General features: G+C 70.9%; 16 protein-coding genes. 9 read left to right on the top strand and 7 right to left on the bottom strand.

Annotated elements, in window-relative coordinates; translation table 11 throughout:
- Positions 1-529: 529 nt before the first annotated feature.
- The gene (locus ACZ56U_RS04865) at positions 530-1,105 is read left to right on the top strand and encodes a dihydrofolate reductase family protein (protein ID WP_469082604.1); all 576 of its coding nucleotides are present in this window, start codon (positions 530-532) and stop codon (positions 1,103-1,105) included.
- Here ACZ56U_RS04865 and ACZ56U_RS04860 read toward each other — a convergent pair.
- Positions 1,087-1,797, bottom strand: coding sequence for a helix-turn-helix domain-containing protein (locus ACZ56U_RS04860; protein WP_469082603.1), 711 nt, complete (start codon positions 1,795-1,797; stop codon positions 1,087-1,089). The two genes, ACZ56U_RS04865 and ACZ56U_RS04860, sit on opposite strands and share 19 nt — an antisense overlap.
- 234 nt (positions 1,798-2,031) lie before the next feature.
- Positions 2,032-2,208 (bottom strand): hypothetical protein, encoded by a 177-nt coding sequence (locus ACZ56U_RS04855; protein WP_469082602.1) that lies wholly within the window; start codon positions 2,206-2,208, stop codon positions 2,032-2,034.
- 474 nt (positions 2,209-2,682) lie between these two features.
- Here ACZ56U_RS04855 and ACZ56U_RS04850 point away from each other — a divergent pair, with 474 nt between their 5' ends.
- Positions 2,683-2,811 (top strand): hypothetical protein, encoded by a 129-nt coding sequence (locus ACZ56U_RS04850; protein ID WP_391231036.1) that lies wholly within the window; start codon positions 2,683-2,685, stop codon positions 2,809-2,811.
- An 88-nt stretch (positions 2,812-2,899) separates the two neighbouring features.
- On the opposite strand, the gene ACZ56U_RS04845 is transcribed toward ACZ56U_RS04850, so the two are convergent.
- The 5 genes from ACZ56U_RS04845 to ACZ56U_RS04825 form a co-directional block, all read right to left on the bottom strand.
- Entirely contained in the window at positions 2,900-3,268 is a 369-nt protein-coding gene (locus tag ACZ56U_RS04845; RefSeq protein WP_469082601.1) for an SgcJ/EcaC family oxidoreductase, read from the bottom strand.
- A 31-nt stretch (positions 3,269-3,299) separates the two neighbouring features.
- Positions 3,300-4,004 (bottom strand): SDR family NAD(P)-dependent oxidoreductase, encoded by a 705-nt coding sequence (locus ACZ56U_RS04840; protein ID WP_469082600.1) that lies wholly within the window; start codon positions 4,002-4,004, stop codon positions 3,300-3,302.
- A gap of 127 nt (positions 4,005-4,131) precedes the next feature.
- Entirely contained in the window at positions 4,132-5,061 is a 930-nt protein-coding gene (locus ACZ56U_RS04835; RefSeq protein WP_469082599.1) for a LysR family transcriptional regulator, read from the bottom strand.
- A 170-nt stretch (positions 5,062-5,231) separates the two neighbouring features.
- Complete coding sequence (locus ACZ56U_RS04830) at positions 5,232-5,834, bottom strand: TetR/AcrR family transcriptional regulator (protein ID WP_469082598.1); 603 nt, start codon at positions 5,832-5,834, stop codon at positions 5,232-5,234.
- Positions 5,835-7,042: 1,208 nt separating this feature from the next.
- The gene (locus ACZ56U_RS04825; RefSeq protein ID WP_469082597.1) at positions 7,043-7,528 is read right to left on the bottom strand and encodes a MarR family transcriptional regulator; all 486 of its coding nucleotides are present in this window, start codon (positions 7,526-7,528) and stop codon (positions 7,043-7,045) included.
- Positions 7,529-7,675: 147 nt separating this feature from the next.
- Here ACZ56U_RS04825 and ACZ56U_RS04820 point away from each other — a divergent pair, with 147 nt between their 5' ends.
- From ACZ56U_RS04820 to ACZ56U_RS04790, 7 genes are all read left to right on the top strand, one after another.
- Positions 7,676-8,842: a PP2C family protein-serine/threonine phosphatase gene (locus ACZ56U_RS04820; RefSeq protein WP_469082596.1), complete on the top strand. Its 1,167-nt coding sequence runs from the start codon at positions 7,676-7,678 to the stop codon at positions 8,840-8,842.
- A 147-nt stretch (positions 8,843-8,989) separates the two neighbouring features.
- Positions 8,990-9,883 carry an STAS domain-containing protein gene (locus tag ACZ56U_RS04815; protein WP_469082595.1) on the top strand — a complete coding sequence of 298 codons (894 nt, stop codon included), beginning with the start codon at positions 8,990-8,992 and terminating at the stop codon, positions 9,881-9,883.
- Positions 9,880-10,284, top strand: coding sequence for an STAS domain-containing protein (locus ACZ56U_RS04810; RefSeq protein WP_469082594.1), 405 nt, complete (start codon positions 9,880-9,882; stop codon positions 10,282-10,284). The genes ACZ56U_RS04815 and ACZ56U_RS04810 overlap by 4 nt, the downstream gene beginning before the upstream one ends.
- Positions 10,284-10,730: an anti-sigma regulatory factor gene (locus tag ACZ56U_RS04805; protein WP_469082593.1), complete on the top strand. Its 447-nt coding sequence runs from the start codon at positions 10,284-10,286 to the stop codon at positions 10,728-10,730. The genes ACZ56U_RS04810 and ACZ56U_RS04805 overlap by 1 nt, the downstream gene beginning before the upstream one ends.
- Positions 10,727-11,803 carry a SpoIIE family protein phosphatase gene (locus tag ACZ56U_RS04800; protein WP_469082592.1) on the top strand — a complete coding sequence of 359 codons (1,077 nt, stop codon included), beginning with the start codon at positions 10,727-10,729 and terminating at the stop codon, positions 11,801-11,803. The genes ACZ56U_RS04805 and ACZ56U_RS04800 overlap by 4 nt, the downstream gene beginning before the upstream one ends.
- Positions 11,800-13,644: a PP2C family protein-serine/threonine phosphatase gene (locus tag ACZ56U_RS04795; RefSeq protein WP_469082591.1), complete on the top strand. Its 1,845-nt coding sequence runs from the start codon at positions 11,800-11,802 to the stop codon at positions 13,642-13,644. The genes ACZ56U_RS04800 and ACZ56U_RS04795 overlap by 4 nt, the downstream gene beginning before the upstream one ends.
- Complete coding sequence (locus ACZ56U_RS04790; protein WP_469082590.1) at positions 13,637-14,827, top strand: PP2C family protein-serine/threonine phosphatase; 1,191 nt, start codon at positions 13,637-13,639, stop codon at positions 14,825-14,827. The genes ACZ56U_RS04795 and ACZ56U_RS04790 overlap by 8 nt, the downstream gene beginning before the upstream one ends.
- Positions 14,828-14,848 lie beyond the last annotated feature (21 nt).

The following is a 14,848-nucleotide window of genomic DNA, read 5'->3' as shown; positions in this document are numbered from 1 at the left end:
CCACCATGTGCCGAGCTGATTGACTCGGACATGTCATACGACTTCTGCAACAAGGCGGGGCGTTGTCTCATTCCCCGCGCTCACCGCTCCCGGCGCGGGCCGGAGCGGTGTGGCCGTGCCCCGGCGGGCGTCCCAGCCCGGCCCGGATCACGGCGAAGAACATGGGGGTGAAGGGCGGTCGCCTACGCGGCGAAAGGCTCTGCGGGGCTTCAGCCGAACGATCGTCCCCGCAGGCAATGGATGAGGCCCGGGGACACTGTCCCCTTCACTCCCACGCCCCGTTCAACACGCCCACCCCTGTCGGCATTCCCACCGCTGAGATGACGACGAGGAACGGCCACCGTACGGGTTCGTCCTCCTCCAAGGACGCGCTGCGGTCTCCGAGAACCCCGCCGCGCGCAGGTGGACACGAACCGTGTGGTGTCCCGGACCCACCCGTCCCCACCCGATGTCGTTTCCGTCCAAGACACCCGCCCGGCCGCGATCTAGCCTCATCCCAGGAGCTCGGCCCGTGATGAGGAGACAGCAGATGCGTAAGTTGGTCTACACCGGATTCATGTCGCTCGACGGCGTTCTGGACTCGCCCGGCGGGCCCGAGGAGGGGCACCGCAGCGGTGGCTGGGTGGTGAAGGACCTGGAGTTCGTCCCTGAGGCCTGGTCGCTGAAGGGCGAGGAGCTTACCGACACGACGGCTCTGATGTTCGGCCGCCGCAGTTACGAGGCCTTCGCCTCGGTCTGGCCCGAATCGGAGGACCACGCCTCGTACAAGGAGCTGCCCAAGTACGTGGTGTCCAGCACGCTGCCGGACGACTCCCTCGTCGACGGGTGGGGGCCGACGGCGATCCTGCGCACGACGGAGGACATCGCGAAGCTCAAGGAGAGCGAGGGCGGCTCCATCTACATCCACGGAAGCGCGGAGCTGGCGCGGCGGCTGTCCGAGGCGGGCCTGATCGACCAGTACAACCTGCTCGTCTTCCCCGTCCTGCTCGGTGCCGGCAAGAGCCTGTTCCACCGCGCCGACCGCGACAAGCAGATGCTGTCGCTGCGGGAGTCGGAGAGCTACTCCAACGGGATCCTGAAGGTGATCTACGACGTCAAGCGCTGACCCAGGTCGAGCGCGATCGCGCCGCCCATTCCCTCCCGCAGTTGCCCGACGGTGCGTCCCACGTAAGTGCGCAGCGCCCGGGCGAGGTGCGGCTCGTCGAAGTAGTCGAGCTTGGCGACGACATCGGCGGCCGTGTCTCCGGCCGCCAGCAGCTCCGCCGCCGTACGGGCCCGCTCGATCTGCCGGACGGCGCCCCGCGTCAGGCCGGTGGCGGCCCGGAAACGGCGTTCGACGGTCCGTCCCGACACGTCCGGCTCATAACCTCGCAGGACGTCGGCGACAAGCGGGTCACGCACCACGATCCCGGCCAGGACAAGTCGCTCCACCAGGGCCTCGGCGTCATCGGCGCCCGGCGTCTGCCAGCGCGCGCCGTCGAGCCGGAACGTCCGGCGTGTGGTGTCGGGGAGCTCGACGCCGCCGTCGACCAGCTCCGGTGTGGGCAGGGCCCGCAGCGAGGTGCCCACGGCGAAGTCGATGCCGGTGAAGACGGCGCCCTCCGGAACCGGCGCCGTGCTCGTCCGGGTCTCCGGGCCGGTGACGGCCGCGTAGGACCGGCCGTCCCGCTCCCAGAACACCAGGCCCCAGCGCACCCCCGCAACCGACGTCATCGACGTGACCCGCTCACTGGCGCAGGTCCATACGCTGTCGACCCACGGTGAGTCGGACCGGCGTATCCCGAAGAGCAGTTCCACGAGCGCAGGATACGCCGCCCGAGGGCGCGGGCACGGGTCGGCAGGGGCCGCGACGGACCTCGCGGGCACGCTCCCCGGGGTACTGCTCCGAGCCGCCGAGGGGCGCCGAGTCGCCGTTGCCGGACGGCGTGCCGCGCGGTGACCGCCCCCTGGCCCGCGCGGCGCCCAGGCAGCCGGTGCCGGTCAGGTCACGTGCGGACCTGACCGGCACCGGCGTGCTCGGCGACATCGGCGTCAGCCTCTGCGGCCGCCACGCGACCAGCCACTGCCGATGCCGGCAAGGTGCAGAGCGAGCACGGTCAGCCCGAGGAGCATCACGTTCGTCGAGCTGAAGGCGTCGTTCGTCGAGATGTCAGCGGCGTTGATCAGAAACGCGATGAAGAACAGGACTGCGGAGATGATGGCCAACATGGGGAAATTCCCTCCGGGTTGGGGCTGATAGCCCGTGTGCCGTGCGGATGCCCCCCAGCCGCCGGAACACACAGCCGACGGCCGACAAGCTGCGCACCGCCTCATGGCTGACCGACATCCCGAGCGGCAACCGTCCCAGGCCCCCGGCCGTCCACAGACCAGGCATCGCACCTCAACGAACACCTTCGGCCCCACCTGGTCGATTGTGGGCATACCCAAACCACACGGCCACCGCCGCCCTACGCTCGTCCCGTGGCCTCACAGCGGCAGAAGCAGCGAAGAAAATCCCCCGGTCGCTCTTCTTTCATGAGCGAGGAACCAGGCCGGGGAAAGCATGGCCGACTCAGGCGTCTGTATCGCCGGTACCGCGCATGGCGTGCGCCGTTCCCACGATGGGTTCGCATCCTGTGCGACATCACGTTCTCGGTCCTCGCCGCAGCCGCGGCATACGTCGCTGTCGGCACCTTGTGCGGGGTGATCCTCATTCTGCTGCCCCTCCTCGGCTTCCTCGGACTCGCGGGCAGCAAGGAGCACGACGACGGCATCGACTGGAGCGACCACAGAATGGGTGGCCAACCCAAGAATCCTGGACCGAAGATCTAGATGTCCTCCGGAGCCTGCGGGGAGCCGCCCGGCGTCTGCCGGCGCGCGCCGCCACGCGACCTGCCAGGGCCGACCATGCGCGGATTCGTCAGCCCAGCCGGGACACCTGGTAATGGCTGACGAGCCACTCGCCCTTCACACGGTTCACGAGGACCGCGAGCTTGACGTTCAGGGCAGGCCGGTCCGTGAACGAGAACTCGACCTCCTGGTAGCCGAGGACGAGATCGTCGGCCAGACGCCTGGTCTCCAGGATGCGGTAGTCGGCCTTCAGACCGAGGGGCTGGGAGTCGTAGTACTCGGCGACCCCTCGGCGGCCGACGGTATAGGGGTGCAGGCCCTGGAAGAGGGCGTCCTCGGTGAACAGGGAGGCGACGCGCTCGGGTTGGTGCTCGTCGACCGCCTCCTTCCACTGGTCGAGCACCGCGCGCAGGATCGCCTTGTCGTCCGTCGTGCTCATGTCTCCTCCTTCTCAGCTGTCTGACCTGACATCAGTGGCCGGCGCTCATACCACCGTCGACGTGCAGGATCTCGCCGGTGACGAAGGGAGCCGTCTCCAGGAAGAGCACCGCGTCGACGATGTCGCTCACCTCGCCCATCCGGCCGACGGGGTGCAGGGCGGCGAGGAACTCGTGAGTCTCCTCCGCGTGCATGGGGGTCTTGATGGTGCCGGGCGACACGGCGTTGACGCGGATGCCGCGGGTGGCGTACTCGATGGCGAGGGACTTGGTGGCGGACTGCAGGCCACCCTTGGTCAGCGAGGCGAGGACGGACGGGACGCTCGCGTTGGCGTTGTCGACCAGGCTGGTCGTCACGCTGACGATGTGGCCACCGCCCTGGGCGAGCAGGTGCGGGATCGCCTGCTGGGTGAGGTGGAAGACACCGGCGACGTTGATGCCGGTCACGGCGTCGAAGTCCTCGGCCGTGTACTCGGTGAACGGCTTGGCGACGAAGATGCCGGCGTTGTTGACGACGGTGTCGAGACGACCGAACCGCTCGACGGCGGCGGCGACGAGGCGCTCGGCGGTGGCCGGGTCGGCGATGTCGCCCTGGACGGTGAGGACGTCGGGGTCGTCGGACGGGGCGATGCCGCGCGAGGTGGCGACGACGGCGTAGCCGAGCTTGCGGTAGCCGTCGACAAGGGCGGCGCCCATGCCCTGCGAGGCGCCCGTGATGATCGCGACCTTCTGGTTCATGGTGACCTTCTTCGTGTGGATGACCGGTACTAGCCGACCGGTCGACTATTTAGAAGGTAGGTCCACACACACCGGGGAGGAAGGACGGGCTTTCTCCTGACTGGAAGGCTCGGCCTTCCAGTACAGGTCATCGCTGGAGCGCGTACGGATCGTCGGCGGGAAGCCAGGCGTCCGGGGCGTGGACACCGAGGTCGCCGACGCCGTCGCACAGGGCGTCGACCACGGCGAGAACGCTCGCGCGCTGCTCCTTCTCGCGCCAGACCAGGGACCAGGTCCAGTACACCTTCGGTCCGACGATCTCCCGCCGGACCAGATCCGGAGGCAGCGGCAGGGTCTGCCCCTTGGGGGAGTTGACGACCGGACGCCGGCACCGGCGGACATGGTCGAAAAAGGCCGGACCGGTGATGGCTCCGTCCGAAATGCGCACCTCACGGGCGCCCGTGGTGCGGGCCAGTTCTTCGGCGTAGTCGTTCCACGACCGCCAGGACGTGATGTCGTCGTCGACGAGGACGTCGGTCTCCCCCGCCGGGACGTCACGCCTGTCGGTGCCGACGGCCACGGCGTAGAGCCGGTCGGCGCCGATCAACCGGGCCCGCAGTCCGAGCCGCGCCAGATCCTCCGTACGGACCCAGCACACGGCCAGGTCCAGACTGCCGTCGGCGACCCGGGCGGCCTGGGCGTGGGACGGGGCGACCCACGCGTCGATGTGCACCTTGGCCACGGCGGCGGTCCGTGCTGTCAGGTCCGAGGGAAGCCAGTTGACATAGCCGAGCCGTACCGCTTCCGAGCCCGACAGCCGGCCGGCCCGGCGCCGGAGCTCGTCGGCCTGCTCCAACAGGGCGCGGGTGTGCGGCAGGAGGGCGGCACCCGCCGGAGTGAGGGAGACGGAGCGGCGGTCCCGCTCGAACAACCGGACGCCCAGGTCGCGTTCGAGCGCCTTGATCTGCTGGGACAACGAGGGCCCGGCGATGAGCAGTCGTTCGGCGGCCCGGCCGAAGTTCAGCTCCTCGGCAACCGCGACGAAGTACCTCAGCTGGCGCAGCTCCACGCCCGTCATGCTACGCGGGCTGCGAGGCCACGCCTCTCAGCAGTGAGAAGGCCGGCCGAGGCATCGGCACGGGTGGCGGGCGCAGGCTGGACCCACCGACCCGACCCGGGCGGGTCGGTCCACCAGCCCTTGGTCCCGTAGCGGCAGCCCGAGGGCGCCGCGCGGATGAACTGGCGCGGCTACCGGGGCGTCGTGGCGCCCAGCATGGCCAGACAGTTGTCCCACAGCGGGCTCAGCCATTGCGGACTGTTGTACAGCTTGGCGAACATCACCTGGCCCTCGAGCTGCGCCACCACAGCCCGCGCCGCCGCCCGGCTGTCCGGCACGGTGACCTCGGCGCGCTCGCGGGCCTCGATGACGACGGTCTCGACCATGTCGACCTGCTCGTCGAAGATCTCCTGCAACCGGTGCCGGACCGTCTCCGCCTGGTTGCTCAGTTCCAGGGAGAGGTTCCCGAACAGACAGCCCGACACGGTTCCGCACGCATGCTGCGCCGCGCGCTGGCCGGCCTCCGTCTCGGCGAACAGCCGCCGAAGCCGGGCCAGCGGCTCCTCGTCACCGCCCAGGACCCGCGCCCAATCGCACCGCTGCGCCGCCCAGTGCTCGTCGACGACGGTGAGGGCGAGAGCCTCCTTGGACTCGAAGAAGTAGTAGAAACTACCCTTCGGCACCCCGGCCGTCTTGCAGATCTCGGCCACCCCCAGGGCCGAGTAGCCACGCTCCGCGATGAGCGAGCGCGCGGCACTGAGGATGTTCTTCCTGGCGTCACTGGTCCGTCCCACAGCTCCAGCCTACGTCGCTACTAGACCGGTCGACTAGGATCGCGACGGCGCCTACGAGAGAACGATCTGGCCCGGTGCGGCCGTCCCGTCCGCCCACAGGACGGCTCCCCGGCTGCGGCTCAACACCGGCACCGGCACCGGCCTCAATTGCGACGAGCGCATAGCCCTCAGGCGGTTGGAGTCCACGTGAGCCGTACGCCCGGGGCGGCCGCCGACATCCCTCACGTCCTGCGTGAGGAGGCAGAGCGGCGGTGCCGCACGACCAGGTGTCGGGTCACCAGGGCCAGGGAGCCTACGGTCAGGGCCACGCCGAGCGCTGCCCATTCGAGGCACACGGGTGGGACCCGCCCCGATCGGGCGACGGCTCCCAGACAGCGCCGGAAGCCCTCGTCCATGGCGCCGCCGCGGGAGGTCACGTGGAGTCAGGCGGTCGCCTCGCTCCCCGGAACGGCCGGCGCGCCCCACGCTCGCGACGAGGCGCCGTCGCCGTACCGGCGCCCGGCCCGGGCTCGCCCGGCCCGCCTTGTAGACGTTTCACGCGCACGCGTTCGGGGACACGGTTGCCGGAGGTCGCGTCGTACGCCGGTTCGGCCCTGAGCCAGCGTTCAACGTGTCCGCCCGTTCTGCCGTCCGGCCGAGACCGCGGACGGCAGAGCTGGTGGACAGGTGGACCGCACACGGCCGGCGCCATGTCCTTCCGAGTCCGCCGTCACCTGGCTCGCAGCGCTCGGCACTTCAACGCTCGCAAGCGTCCAGTCCACGGTCCGCAGTCCGCAGTCCGCAGTCCGCAGTCCGCAGTCCGCAGTCCGCAGCACGGAGTGCATGAGCTGGGCTGCCGGACGTGAGCCGGGAGCCGGCCCCACTCGCCCTGGCCCGCATCAAGGTCAGACGTCGAGGCCCGGCCCAAGCCGCCGCGAAACAGCGCAGTGGAGCGCAATCCAGGGCGCCGGAGCGCAGGCCGCTCGATCGGCGACGCAAGCCACGTCAGAGGCTCCCTTCCGCCTCATGCCACTCAGAGACGTTTCCCACAGTCATGCAGGTCGCCGAGACAGCGGGTAAGCGAGATCTGAAGGCGAACGGGTATCCAGAGGGCGACAGTTGCTATTTGACAACTATAGCCAGGAGGCAAGAAAGTGGAGGTCGGACGTGCGCGGGGAAGGACCTGGAATGCTCCGGTGTACGGCGAGTCCGGTGCCGCGGCGGTCCGCTCAGGCGGTCTGGCTACCGGAGCCCTGGGCGTCGTCGTGTATCTGGGCCGCAGCGGCGTCGCAGAACGCCTCGAGCCCCTGCAACAGCGCGGTCCGCTGGGCGGGCTGCATCTGGTCGAGGACCGCCCGCAGCGCCTCTTCCCTGCGCGCACGCAGATCCGTGAGGAAGTCACGGCCCCGACCGCTGAGGTGCAGGCGCACTTCACGCCTGTCGGTCGGGCTCACCACCCGCTCGACGAAGCCTGCGGCCTGCAGTCGGTCGCACAGCCGGCTCGTCGAGGGCGGCGTGGACGCCAGACTGTCCGCGAGACTGCGCAGGTTGATGTCCTCATGGTGCTCAAGGATGAGCAGGACGCGCAGCTGGGACGCGGACACGGGCGCGGTGGAGGCCCGGCCCCACAGGACTTCCAGCAGCTCCGCGGCCGTGGAGGTCACGCGCGCGACCTCGTCAGGCTCTGGGCGGGGGCGGAAGGAAGTCACAGTCACACTCTCGCAGGCACCGGGGTGACGGCCAGCGTACTAGGCGAGCAGGCCGACTAGGGATGGGCCGGGCCCGGGCGCCGCCCTTTCCAAGGGGTGGTCTCGTGTGCGCGACCTGTCGCCATCCGACGAAAGATTGGTGTGTTTACCATCGTGAACAGATTTGTGACCGCTGAGCGCGCCCTGCGTGCGGCGGCACCTCATGAGTTGCTCGACGCGGTCCGTCGTGTGCTGGCGGAGCAGTACGCGGCGGACTCCGTCGAGCTCTTCATGGCCGACTACGGCCTGACCGTGCTCCAGCCGGTCTCCGTGCTGCCGGACACCCTGGAGCCGGTGTCGGCGCACAACAGCCCGGCCGGCCGCGCCTTCGGCGCTCAGGAGGCGTTCATCGAGGGCGCCCCGGAGGGGCGGGTCCGCGTCCATCTCCCCGTCACCGTGCGCGGAGACCGGCTCGGCGTCCTGTCGGTGACCCTGCCCGGCGGGGACCACGCACGCGGCTGCCTGAAGGAGCTGGCGGAGATCGCCGAGGTGCTCGGGCACGAAGTGGTCGTGGCCGAACGGGACACCGACCTCTACCTTCAGGCGCGCCGCAAGGACCGGTTGACCCTGGCCGCCGAGATGCAGTGGCAGTTGCTTCCCGGCCGGTCCTGCGCCCGCCCGGAATTCGAGCTGGGGGCGCAGCTGGAGCCGGCGTACGCGATCTTCGGCGACAACTTCGACTGGTCGGCGACCGCCGACCGGCTGATGCTGTACGTCTCCAACGGCATGGGCGAGGGGATAGAGGCCTCTTTGTTGACGAACCTGGCCGTCAACGCGCTGCGCAACGCCCGGCGCGCCGGCCTCCCGCTGGCCGATCAGGCGGCCCTCGCCGACCAGGCCGTGTATGCCCACTACCGGGGTCACTGCTATCTGTCCGTCCTGATGTTCGACTTCGACCTCACCAGCGGACGGGTCCAGGCCGTGGACGCCGGGTCCCCGCAGTTGCTGCGCCTGCGCGACGGCACGGTGAAGCGCATCACCTTCGAGGCGCAGTTGCCGTTGGGCATGTTCGAGGAGACCGACTACGTGGTGCAGGAGTTCGATGTCGAGCCGGGCGACCGCCTGATGTTCGTCAGCGACGGGGTCCACGCCGTCGCCTCGCCGGGTGGCGAGACGTACGGGGACGCCGCGCTCACCCGCGCGATCCTCTCCACGCAGCTGCTGCCGGCCGCCGAGGTCCCTGGGGCCGTTCTGCGGGAGCTGACCGGCCACCGCGGCCAGGCCATGCCGAACGACGACGCCCTGGTGGTCTGCCTGGACTGGCGCGGGCGGCAGGCGTGACCGCCGTCACGTGACCCGGCCCAGGTTTCGGCGGGCGCGTGTTGTTTGCGCCACACCCCAACCGCTAATGTTTGTCATACGGCAACTAATGGCGGTTCGCCTGCCGTTCGGTAGCCACGGAGCCCTGTCCAGAGAGAGAAGACCTGAGTGTCGGAACAGGAAGCGGTCGCCGGATCGGCGGCGCGGCAGACAGGCGAGTTCCTTGTGCGTCGCCAGGAGCAGGTAGCTCAGCGATGGGCGGACGCCGCCGTGTTCCGGACCGTGTTCACGGTCTCCCGGGACGAGGCCGTGGAGGCCGCCAAAGCCGTCGTCGACGCCTTGGCGACGGTGGCCGCCTCCGGCCGGCTCGAGGACATCACGGCGCCCGGATTCTCGCCGGTGCGTGAGCAACTCAGCCGGATGACCGCCGCCAGGACCCGCGCCGGCTGCTCCCCGGCCCGGATCGCCGACGAAGTGGCCAAGCTGCGCGACCCGGTGATCAGCCTCATGCGCAGCGAGTTCCCGGACCTCTCCGACGCTCGTCTCCACGAGTGCCTGCTGGCTCTGACCGTACTGATGGGCACCCTGCGCCTGGTCGTGATGGAGACGGCTCTCAGGACGGGCGAGGAACTCATCGAACGGCAGCGCCAGCAGCTGCTGGAAGTGGCCACACCGGTGATCAACCTGTGGGAGGGCGTCGTCGCGGTGCCGCTGATAGGCACCCTGGACAGCGCTCGCAGCCAGGTGATGATGGAGAGCCTGCTGGACGCGATCGTCACCGAGCGCGCCCAGTACGCCATCCTCGACATCACCGGTGTACCCACGGTCGACTCCCTCGTCGCCCAGCATCTGATGAAGACCGTGGCCGCGGCCCGGCTGATGGGCGCCGAGTGCGTCGTCTCCGGCATCCGACCCGCGATCGCGCAGACCATCGTCCAGCTCGGCATCGACCTGGGGACCGTGCTCACCCGCTCCTCGCTGGCCGACGCCCTGGCCCATGCCCTGAGCCAGCAGGGCATCGAAGTCTCCGCGCGCACCCCGGCCGGGGCGAGCCGGCGGTGAACGGCGCGCTCTCCGCACTCGCGCCTCCGGTTCCGGTCCTGGTTCTCGGAGACACCCTGCTGGTCACCTTGCAGGGCGAACCGCACGACGGGACGGCGGAGCAGCTCCAGCAGGACGTCACCCGTCGCATCGCGCACAGCACGGCGACCGGAGTGGTGATCGACGTCTCCGGCGTGGACTTCGTCGACTCGTTCCTGGGACGGATCCTCGCCGAGATCGCCTCCAGCACCCGCCTGTCGGCCGCACGCACGGTCCTGGCCGGCATGCGTCCCGCGGTGGCGAACACCCTTGTCGAGCTGGGACTCACCCTGCCGGGGCTGTCCACCGCATTGGGCGTCGACCGCGCGAGGGACCTGTTCAACCGGCCGGTGCCGACCGTGGGCGCGGAAGGCGGTCCATGATGCCTGCCTCCCGCCACGCCACCGCGACGAACCTGCCCATCGGCTCGGACGCGGACCTGGCCTGGGTACGGCAGCACGTGCGCCGAACCGCGGCCGAGCTCGGGTTCAGCCTGGTGCAGCAGACCAAACTCGTCACCGCCGCCAGTGAACTGGCCCGCAACACCCTCATCCACGGCGGGGGCGGGTACGTGGAGATCACCCCGCTGGACCACGCGCAGACGCTGGGACTCCGACTGGCGTTCATCGACGCCGGCCCGGGCATCCGCGACCTCGAGCAGGCGATGACCGACGGCTACACCTCCGGCGGCGGTCTGGGGGTCGGCCTGAGCGGCGCCAAGCGGCTGGTGCAGGAGTTCGCCGTCGACAGCCGGCCTGGTCAGGGCACCACGGTCACCGTCGTCGCCTGGGCCGGCGGCGTGCCCTCACCCCGGCCGGGGCCGGCGTGAGCCGGGTGTGGGACATCCCGGTGCACGACTCGACGCGGGTCCGGGATTTCCGCGTGGCCGCCGAGTCGGCCTGCGCGCATGCCGGGCTCACTCCCCACCGCACCGCGGTCGCCGCTCTCGTGGCCACCGAGCCGGCGACCAACCTCCTCAAGCACGCCGGGGGCGGACACATCCTGATCAACCTCGTCGGCCGCCTGCCCGCCGGCCCCGACGCCCACCGGACAGCGGTGCAACTCCTCGCCCTCGACCACGGCCCGGGCATCACCGATGTCAGCGCGGCGCTGCGCGACGGCCACACCACCGTCACCGCCTCACTCGGCGCGGGCCTGGGAACCTGCATGCGCGTGTCCAACGACTTCGGCCTGCACGGCACGCCCGGCCGGGGGACGGTCGCGGTAGCCCGCATCGACCACGGGCCCGCGTCTCGCCACCACCGGACGCCACAGCGTCCGAGGGGTGCACGGGCCGGAGGCGTCAACGTCCCCCTCGCCCGGGCCGAGTTCTCCGGCGACACCTGGAGCTGGGCGCGCTCCGCCACGCTCACGACCCTCATGCTCGCCGACGGGCTCGGCCACGGCGCCAGAGCCGCGGAGGCGTCCAACGCCGCCGCGGGAGAGCTGGCCCGCGCCTGCCATGTGCCGCCCGCCGAGATCCTGCGGCGCCCGCACGCGCGGCTCCGGAGCACCCGGGGCGCCGCCGTCTCGGTGGCACAGCTCGACACGGACGCCCAGCGGCTCTGCTTCGCCGGCGTGGGCAACATCGGTGCACGCCTGGACACCCCCGCGGGCTGGCGGCCGCTGCTCTCCTATCCCGGCATCGTCGGCGCGCGCTTCCCCCACACCGTGCCCGTCCAGCGCGTCGCCTGGCACCCCGACAGCCTGCTGGTCCTGCACAGCGACGGACCGCCCAGTCGCTGGACACCGCCGAACGACGCCGCCGTCCTGCTGGCCCGCGACCCGGCCGGCCGTGGTGGCCGCGGCCATCCTGCGGAACGCCGGCAGCGACGCCCGCCCCGTGCGCGACGACACCAGCGTCGCCGTGCTGGCCCCCGACGACCGGACCTGAGCCCATGACAGCCGCCTCCGCAACCTGGAAAATCGATTCCACCACCGACGCGGCCCATGCCCGTGCCCTCGCGGCCCACTTCATGTCAGCCGCCGAGGTGCCCCTCACCGAGCGCGCACGCTCGCTGACCGCCCTCACCGCGCACCTCCGCGAACGTCTCGAACAGGGCGGTGGCTGGGAACTTCACCTCAGCACCCAGCCGCCCGCCGCCTCCGACGGGCTCGGTCATGGGCATCTGACCGTCGCCGTGCGCCCGGCGGGAGGCCCACCGGACCACTCGCCCCCCTGGCAGCTCACGCTCCCCTGTCGCGGGCCCGCACAGCCCCACCCGTCCGGCAGTGACGGGACGGCCCTCACCAAGGCCCTCCTGGCGTCGGACGACGACACCGCGGCGGTGCTCAGCAGGCTCGACGAGCAAGAGGAGCTGATCCGCTTCCACCGGGAGGAGCTGCACCGGACCAACCAGGGCGTTCTGGCACTCCACGCGGAACTGGACGCCTCCGCGCTCCTTCAGCGCCAGTTGCTCGACGGTGAGCGCACCGCCCGCAGCGAGGCGGAGAAGGCCAGGCGGCTGCTGACCTTCCTGGCCGACGCGAGCGGCGAGGTGATCGCGTCCCTCAACCACGAGGACATCCAGCGCCGCCTGCCCGAGCTCCTGATCCCCGAGTACGCCAGCCAGGTCGACCTCTGGCTCTTCGACGACGAATCGGTTCCGCATAGCGGTCACCGGCCGGCCGCCGCGGTCGCCGCGGCCCGCACGGGCCGCCCGCAGCACGCCGCCGCCCATCCCGGTGGCCTGCCAGGCGTCGACGACCTGCCGCCCTCGCTTCTGGCCCCCTCGCACCCGCTGCTGTGCATCCCCCTCACCGTCCGTCACACCCTGGGGGTGCTCACCCTCGTCTCGCCCGGCCCCCACTTCGATCCCGACACTTCCGTGATGCTGGTCGAACTGGCCCGCCGCATCGGCATCGCCCTGGACAACGCCCGCCGCTACGAACAGCACCGGGACACCGCCGAAGCCCTCCAGCGCGCCCAGCTCACCGAACTGCCCGCCGCCGACGGCCTGCTTCTGGCCGCCCGATACCTGCCCGCCACCCGTGGGCTCAACATCGGCGGCGACTGGTACGACGCCTTCCAGCAGCCCGACGGAAGCCTGCTCGCCGTCATAGGCGACGTCACCGGACACGGGCTGCGCGCGGCCATCATGATGGGCCAGCTGCGTACCGCGCTGCGCGCCTACGCCGTCGAGGGCGACAGCCCCGCCCAGCTCCTCACCCGCCTGCACCGACTGCTCCACCACCAGCAGCCGGAGCTGTACGCGACCGCCGCCCTCGTCCGTTTCCGACCCGGCGATCCCCACGTCGTCTGGGCCTCAGCCGGACATCCGCCACCCGTGGTGCGGGCATCCGACGGGACGGTGCGCATCCTGGACACCAAACCCGGGATCATGCTGGGTGTCCCCCTGCCCTACACCTACGAGGACCACTCCGTCGAGCTGACCGGCGGCTCGACGCTCGCGCTCTACACTGACGGACTGGTCGAGCGCCGCGCCCTGGGGATAGACCTCGGGATCGACCGTCTCGCCCGGGCCCTGTCCTCGCTGAACGCCACGGAACTGCACCAGGACCTGGACGCCGCGGCCGAATCCCTGCTCGAGCCCCTGCTCCGCGAGTCCGAGCGCGACGACGACATCTGCCTGCTGCTGTGCCACACCGCGTCCGCACCGCCCGTCAGCGCGCCGCCACACGCCCAGGCCGCACCGGTGGACCGATTCATGCTTCCCTCCGCGCGCCGCGCAACCGTCGCTCGCAGCGATAGCGTGGAGGCGACAAACGAAGAGGGTGGATGACGTGAACACATCTGAACCGGGCCCGTCCGCGGAAGGCCGGCTCCGCGCCGCCCCACCCCACGAGCTGGTCGCGACCGCGCGCCGCCTGCTGGCCGAACGGTTCGGCGCGGAGGACATGACCTTGCTCCTGGCCGACTACGGGCTGAGCGTCCTGCAACCGGTCACCCACTTGCCGCACACCGGTCCCGCGGTGCCCGCCCACGACGGCCCCGCCGGACGCGCCTTCAACGGCCAGACCCCGGTCGTCGAGGTCAGGGACGACGCGACGGCGACCAACCTCGTGCATCTGCCGATCACCGTCCGCGGCGACCGTCTCGGCGTCCTGTCCGTGCGCCTGCCCGGTGACGCCGGTACCCCCACCACCGTGCTCCAGCTCACCGACTTCGCCACCGCCCTGGGCCACGAGGTCACCACCGCCTCCCGCGACACCGACCTCTACCTCCAGGCCCGGCGCACCCGGCGGCTGACCCTCGCCGCCGAGATGCAGTGGCAGCTGCTGCCCGGCCGGGGCTGCTCGCGCCAGGAGTACGTCATCGGCGCCCACCTGGAGCCGGCCTACGCCGTGGGCGGTGACAACTTCGACTGGTCGACCAGCGCCGACCATCTCACCCTCACCGTGACCGACGGCATGGGCCAGGGCATCGAGGCCTCGCTGCTCACCAGCCTCACCGTCAGCGCGCTGCGCAACGCCCGCCGCGCCGGTATAGGGCTCGCCGACCAGGCCTGCCTCGCCGACCAGGCCCTGTTCGCCCAGTACGGGGGCAAGGCGTACGCCTCGACCCTGTTGCTGAACTTCGACCTGGACTCCGGCACCGTGCGCGCCGTCGACGCGGGCTCCCCCCAGCTCTACCGCCAGCGCGGCAGTGCCATCGAGCAGATCGAGCTGGAAGCCCAACTTCCTCTCGGCATGTTCGAGGAGACCCTCTACGACGAGCAGACCTTCCACGTCGAGCCGGGCGACCGCCTGATCGCGGTCAGCAGCGGCGTACACGGCGCACGCGCCGCCGACGGCGGGTCCTTCGGGGAACGCGCCCTGCGCCAGACGATCAGCGCCGCACGGCTGACACCCCCGCACGAGGCGGCGCGTGCCATGGTCGCCGGCCTGATGGAGCACTTCGGCAGCGACGAACTCGCCGCCGACGCCGCGGTCGTGTGCCTGGACTGGAAGGGACGCGTCAGCTGAGGTGGCAGGGCGCACCGCCGA

The sequence above is a fragment of the Streptomyces sp. NPDC034103 genome (assembly GCF_055575395.1).
This window is presented reverse-complemented; position numbering and strand designations above follow the sequence as displayed.

Bases quoted from the DNA above. Each gene is read 5' to 3' on its own strand.
- ACZ56U_RS04865 (WP_469082604.1), top strand. From the start codon at position 530: ATGCGTAAGTTGGTCTACACCGGATTCATGTCGCTCGACGGCGTTCTG.
- ACZ56U_RS04855 (WP_469082602.1), bottom strand. From the start codon at position 2,208: ATGTTGGCCATCATCTCCGCAGTCCTGTTCTTCATCGCGTTTCTGATC.
- ACZ56U_RS04845 (WP_469082601.1), bottom strand. From the start codon at position 3,268: ATGAGCACGACGGACGACAAGGCGATCCTGCGCGCGGTGCTCGACCAG.
- ACZ56U_RS04840 (WP_469082600.1), bottom strand. From the start codon at position 4,004: ATGAACCAGAAGGTCGCGATCATCACGGGCGCCTCGCAGGGCATGGGC.
- ACZ56U_RS04835 (WP_469082599.1), bottom strand. From the start codon at position 5,061: ATGACGGGCGTGGAGCTGCGCCAGCTGAGGTACTTCGTCGCGGTTGCC.
- ACZ56U_RS04805 (WP_469082593.1), top strand. From the start codon at position 10,284: ATGCCTGCCTCCCGCCACGCCACCGCGACGAACCTGCCCATCGGCTCG.
- ACZ56U_RS04795 (WP_469082591.1), top strand. From the start codon at position 11,800: ATGACAGCCGCCTCCGCAACCTGGAAAATCGATTCCACCACCGACGCG.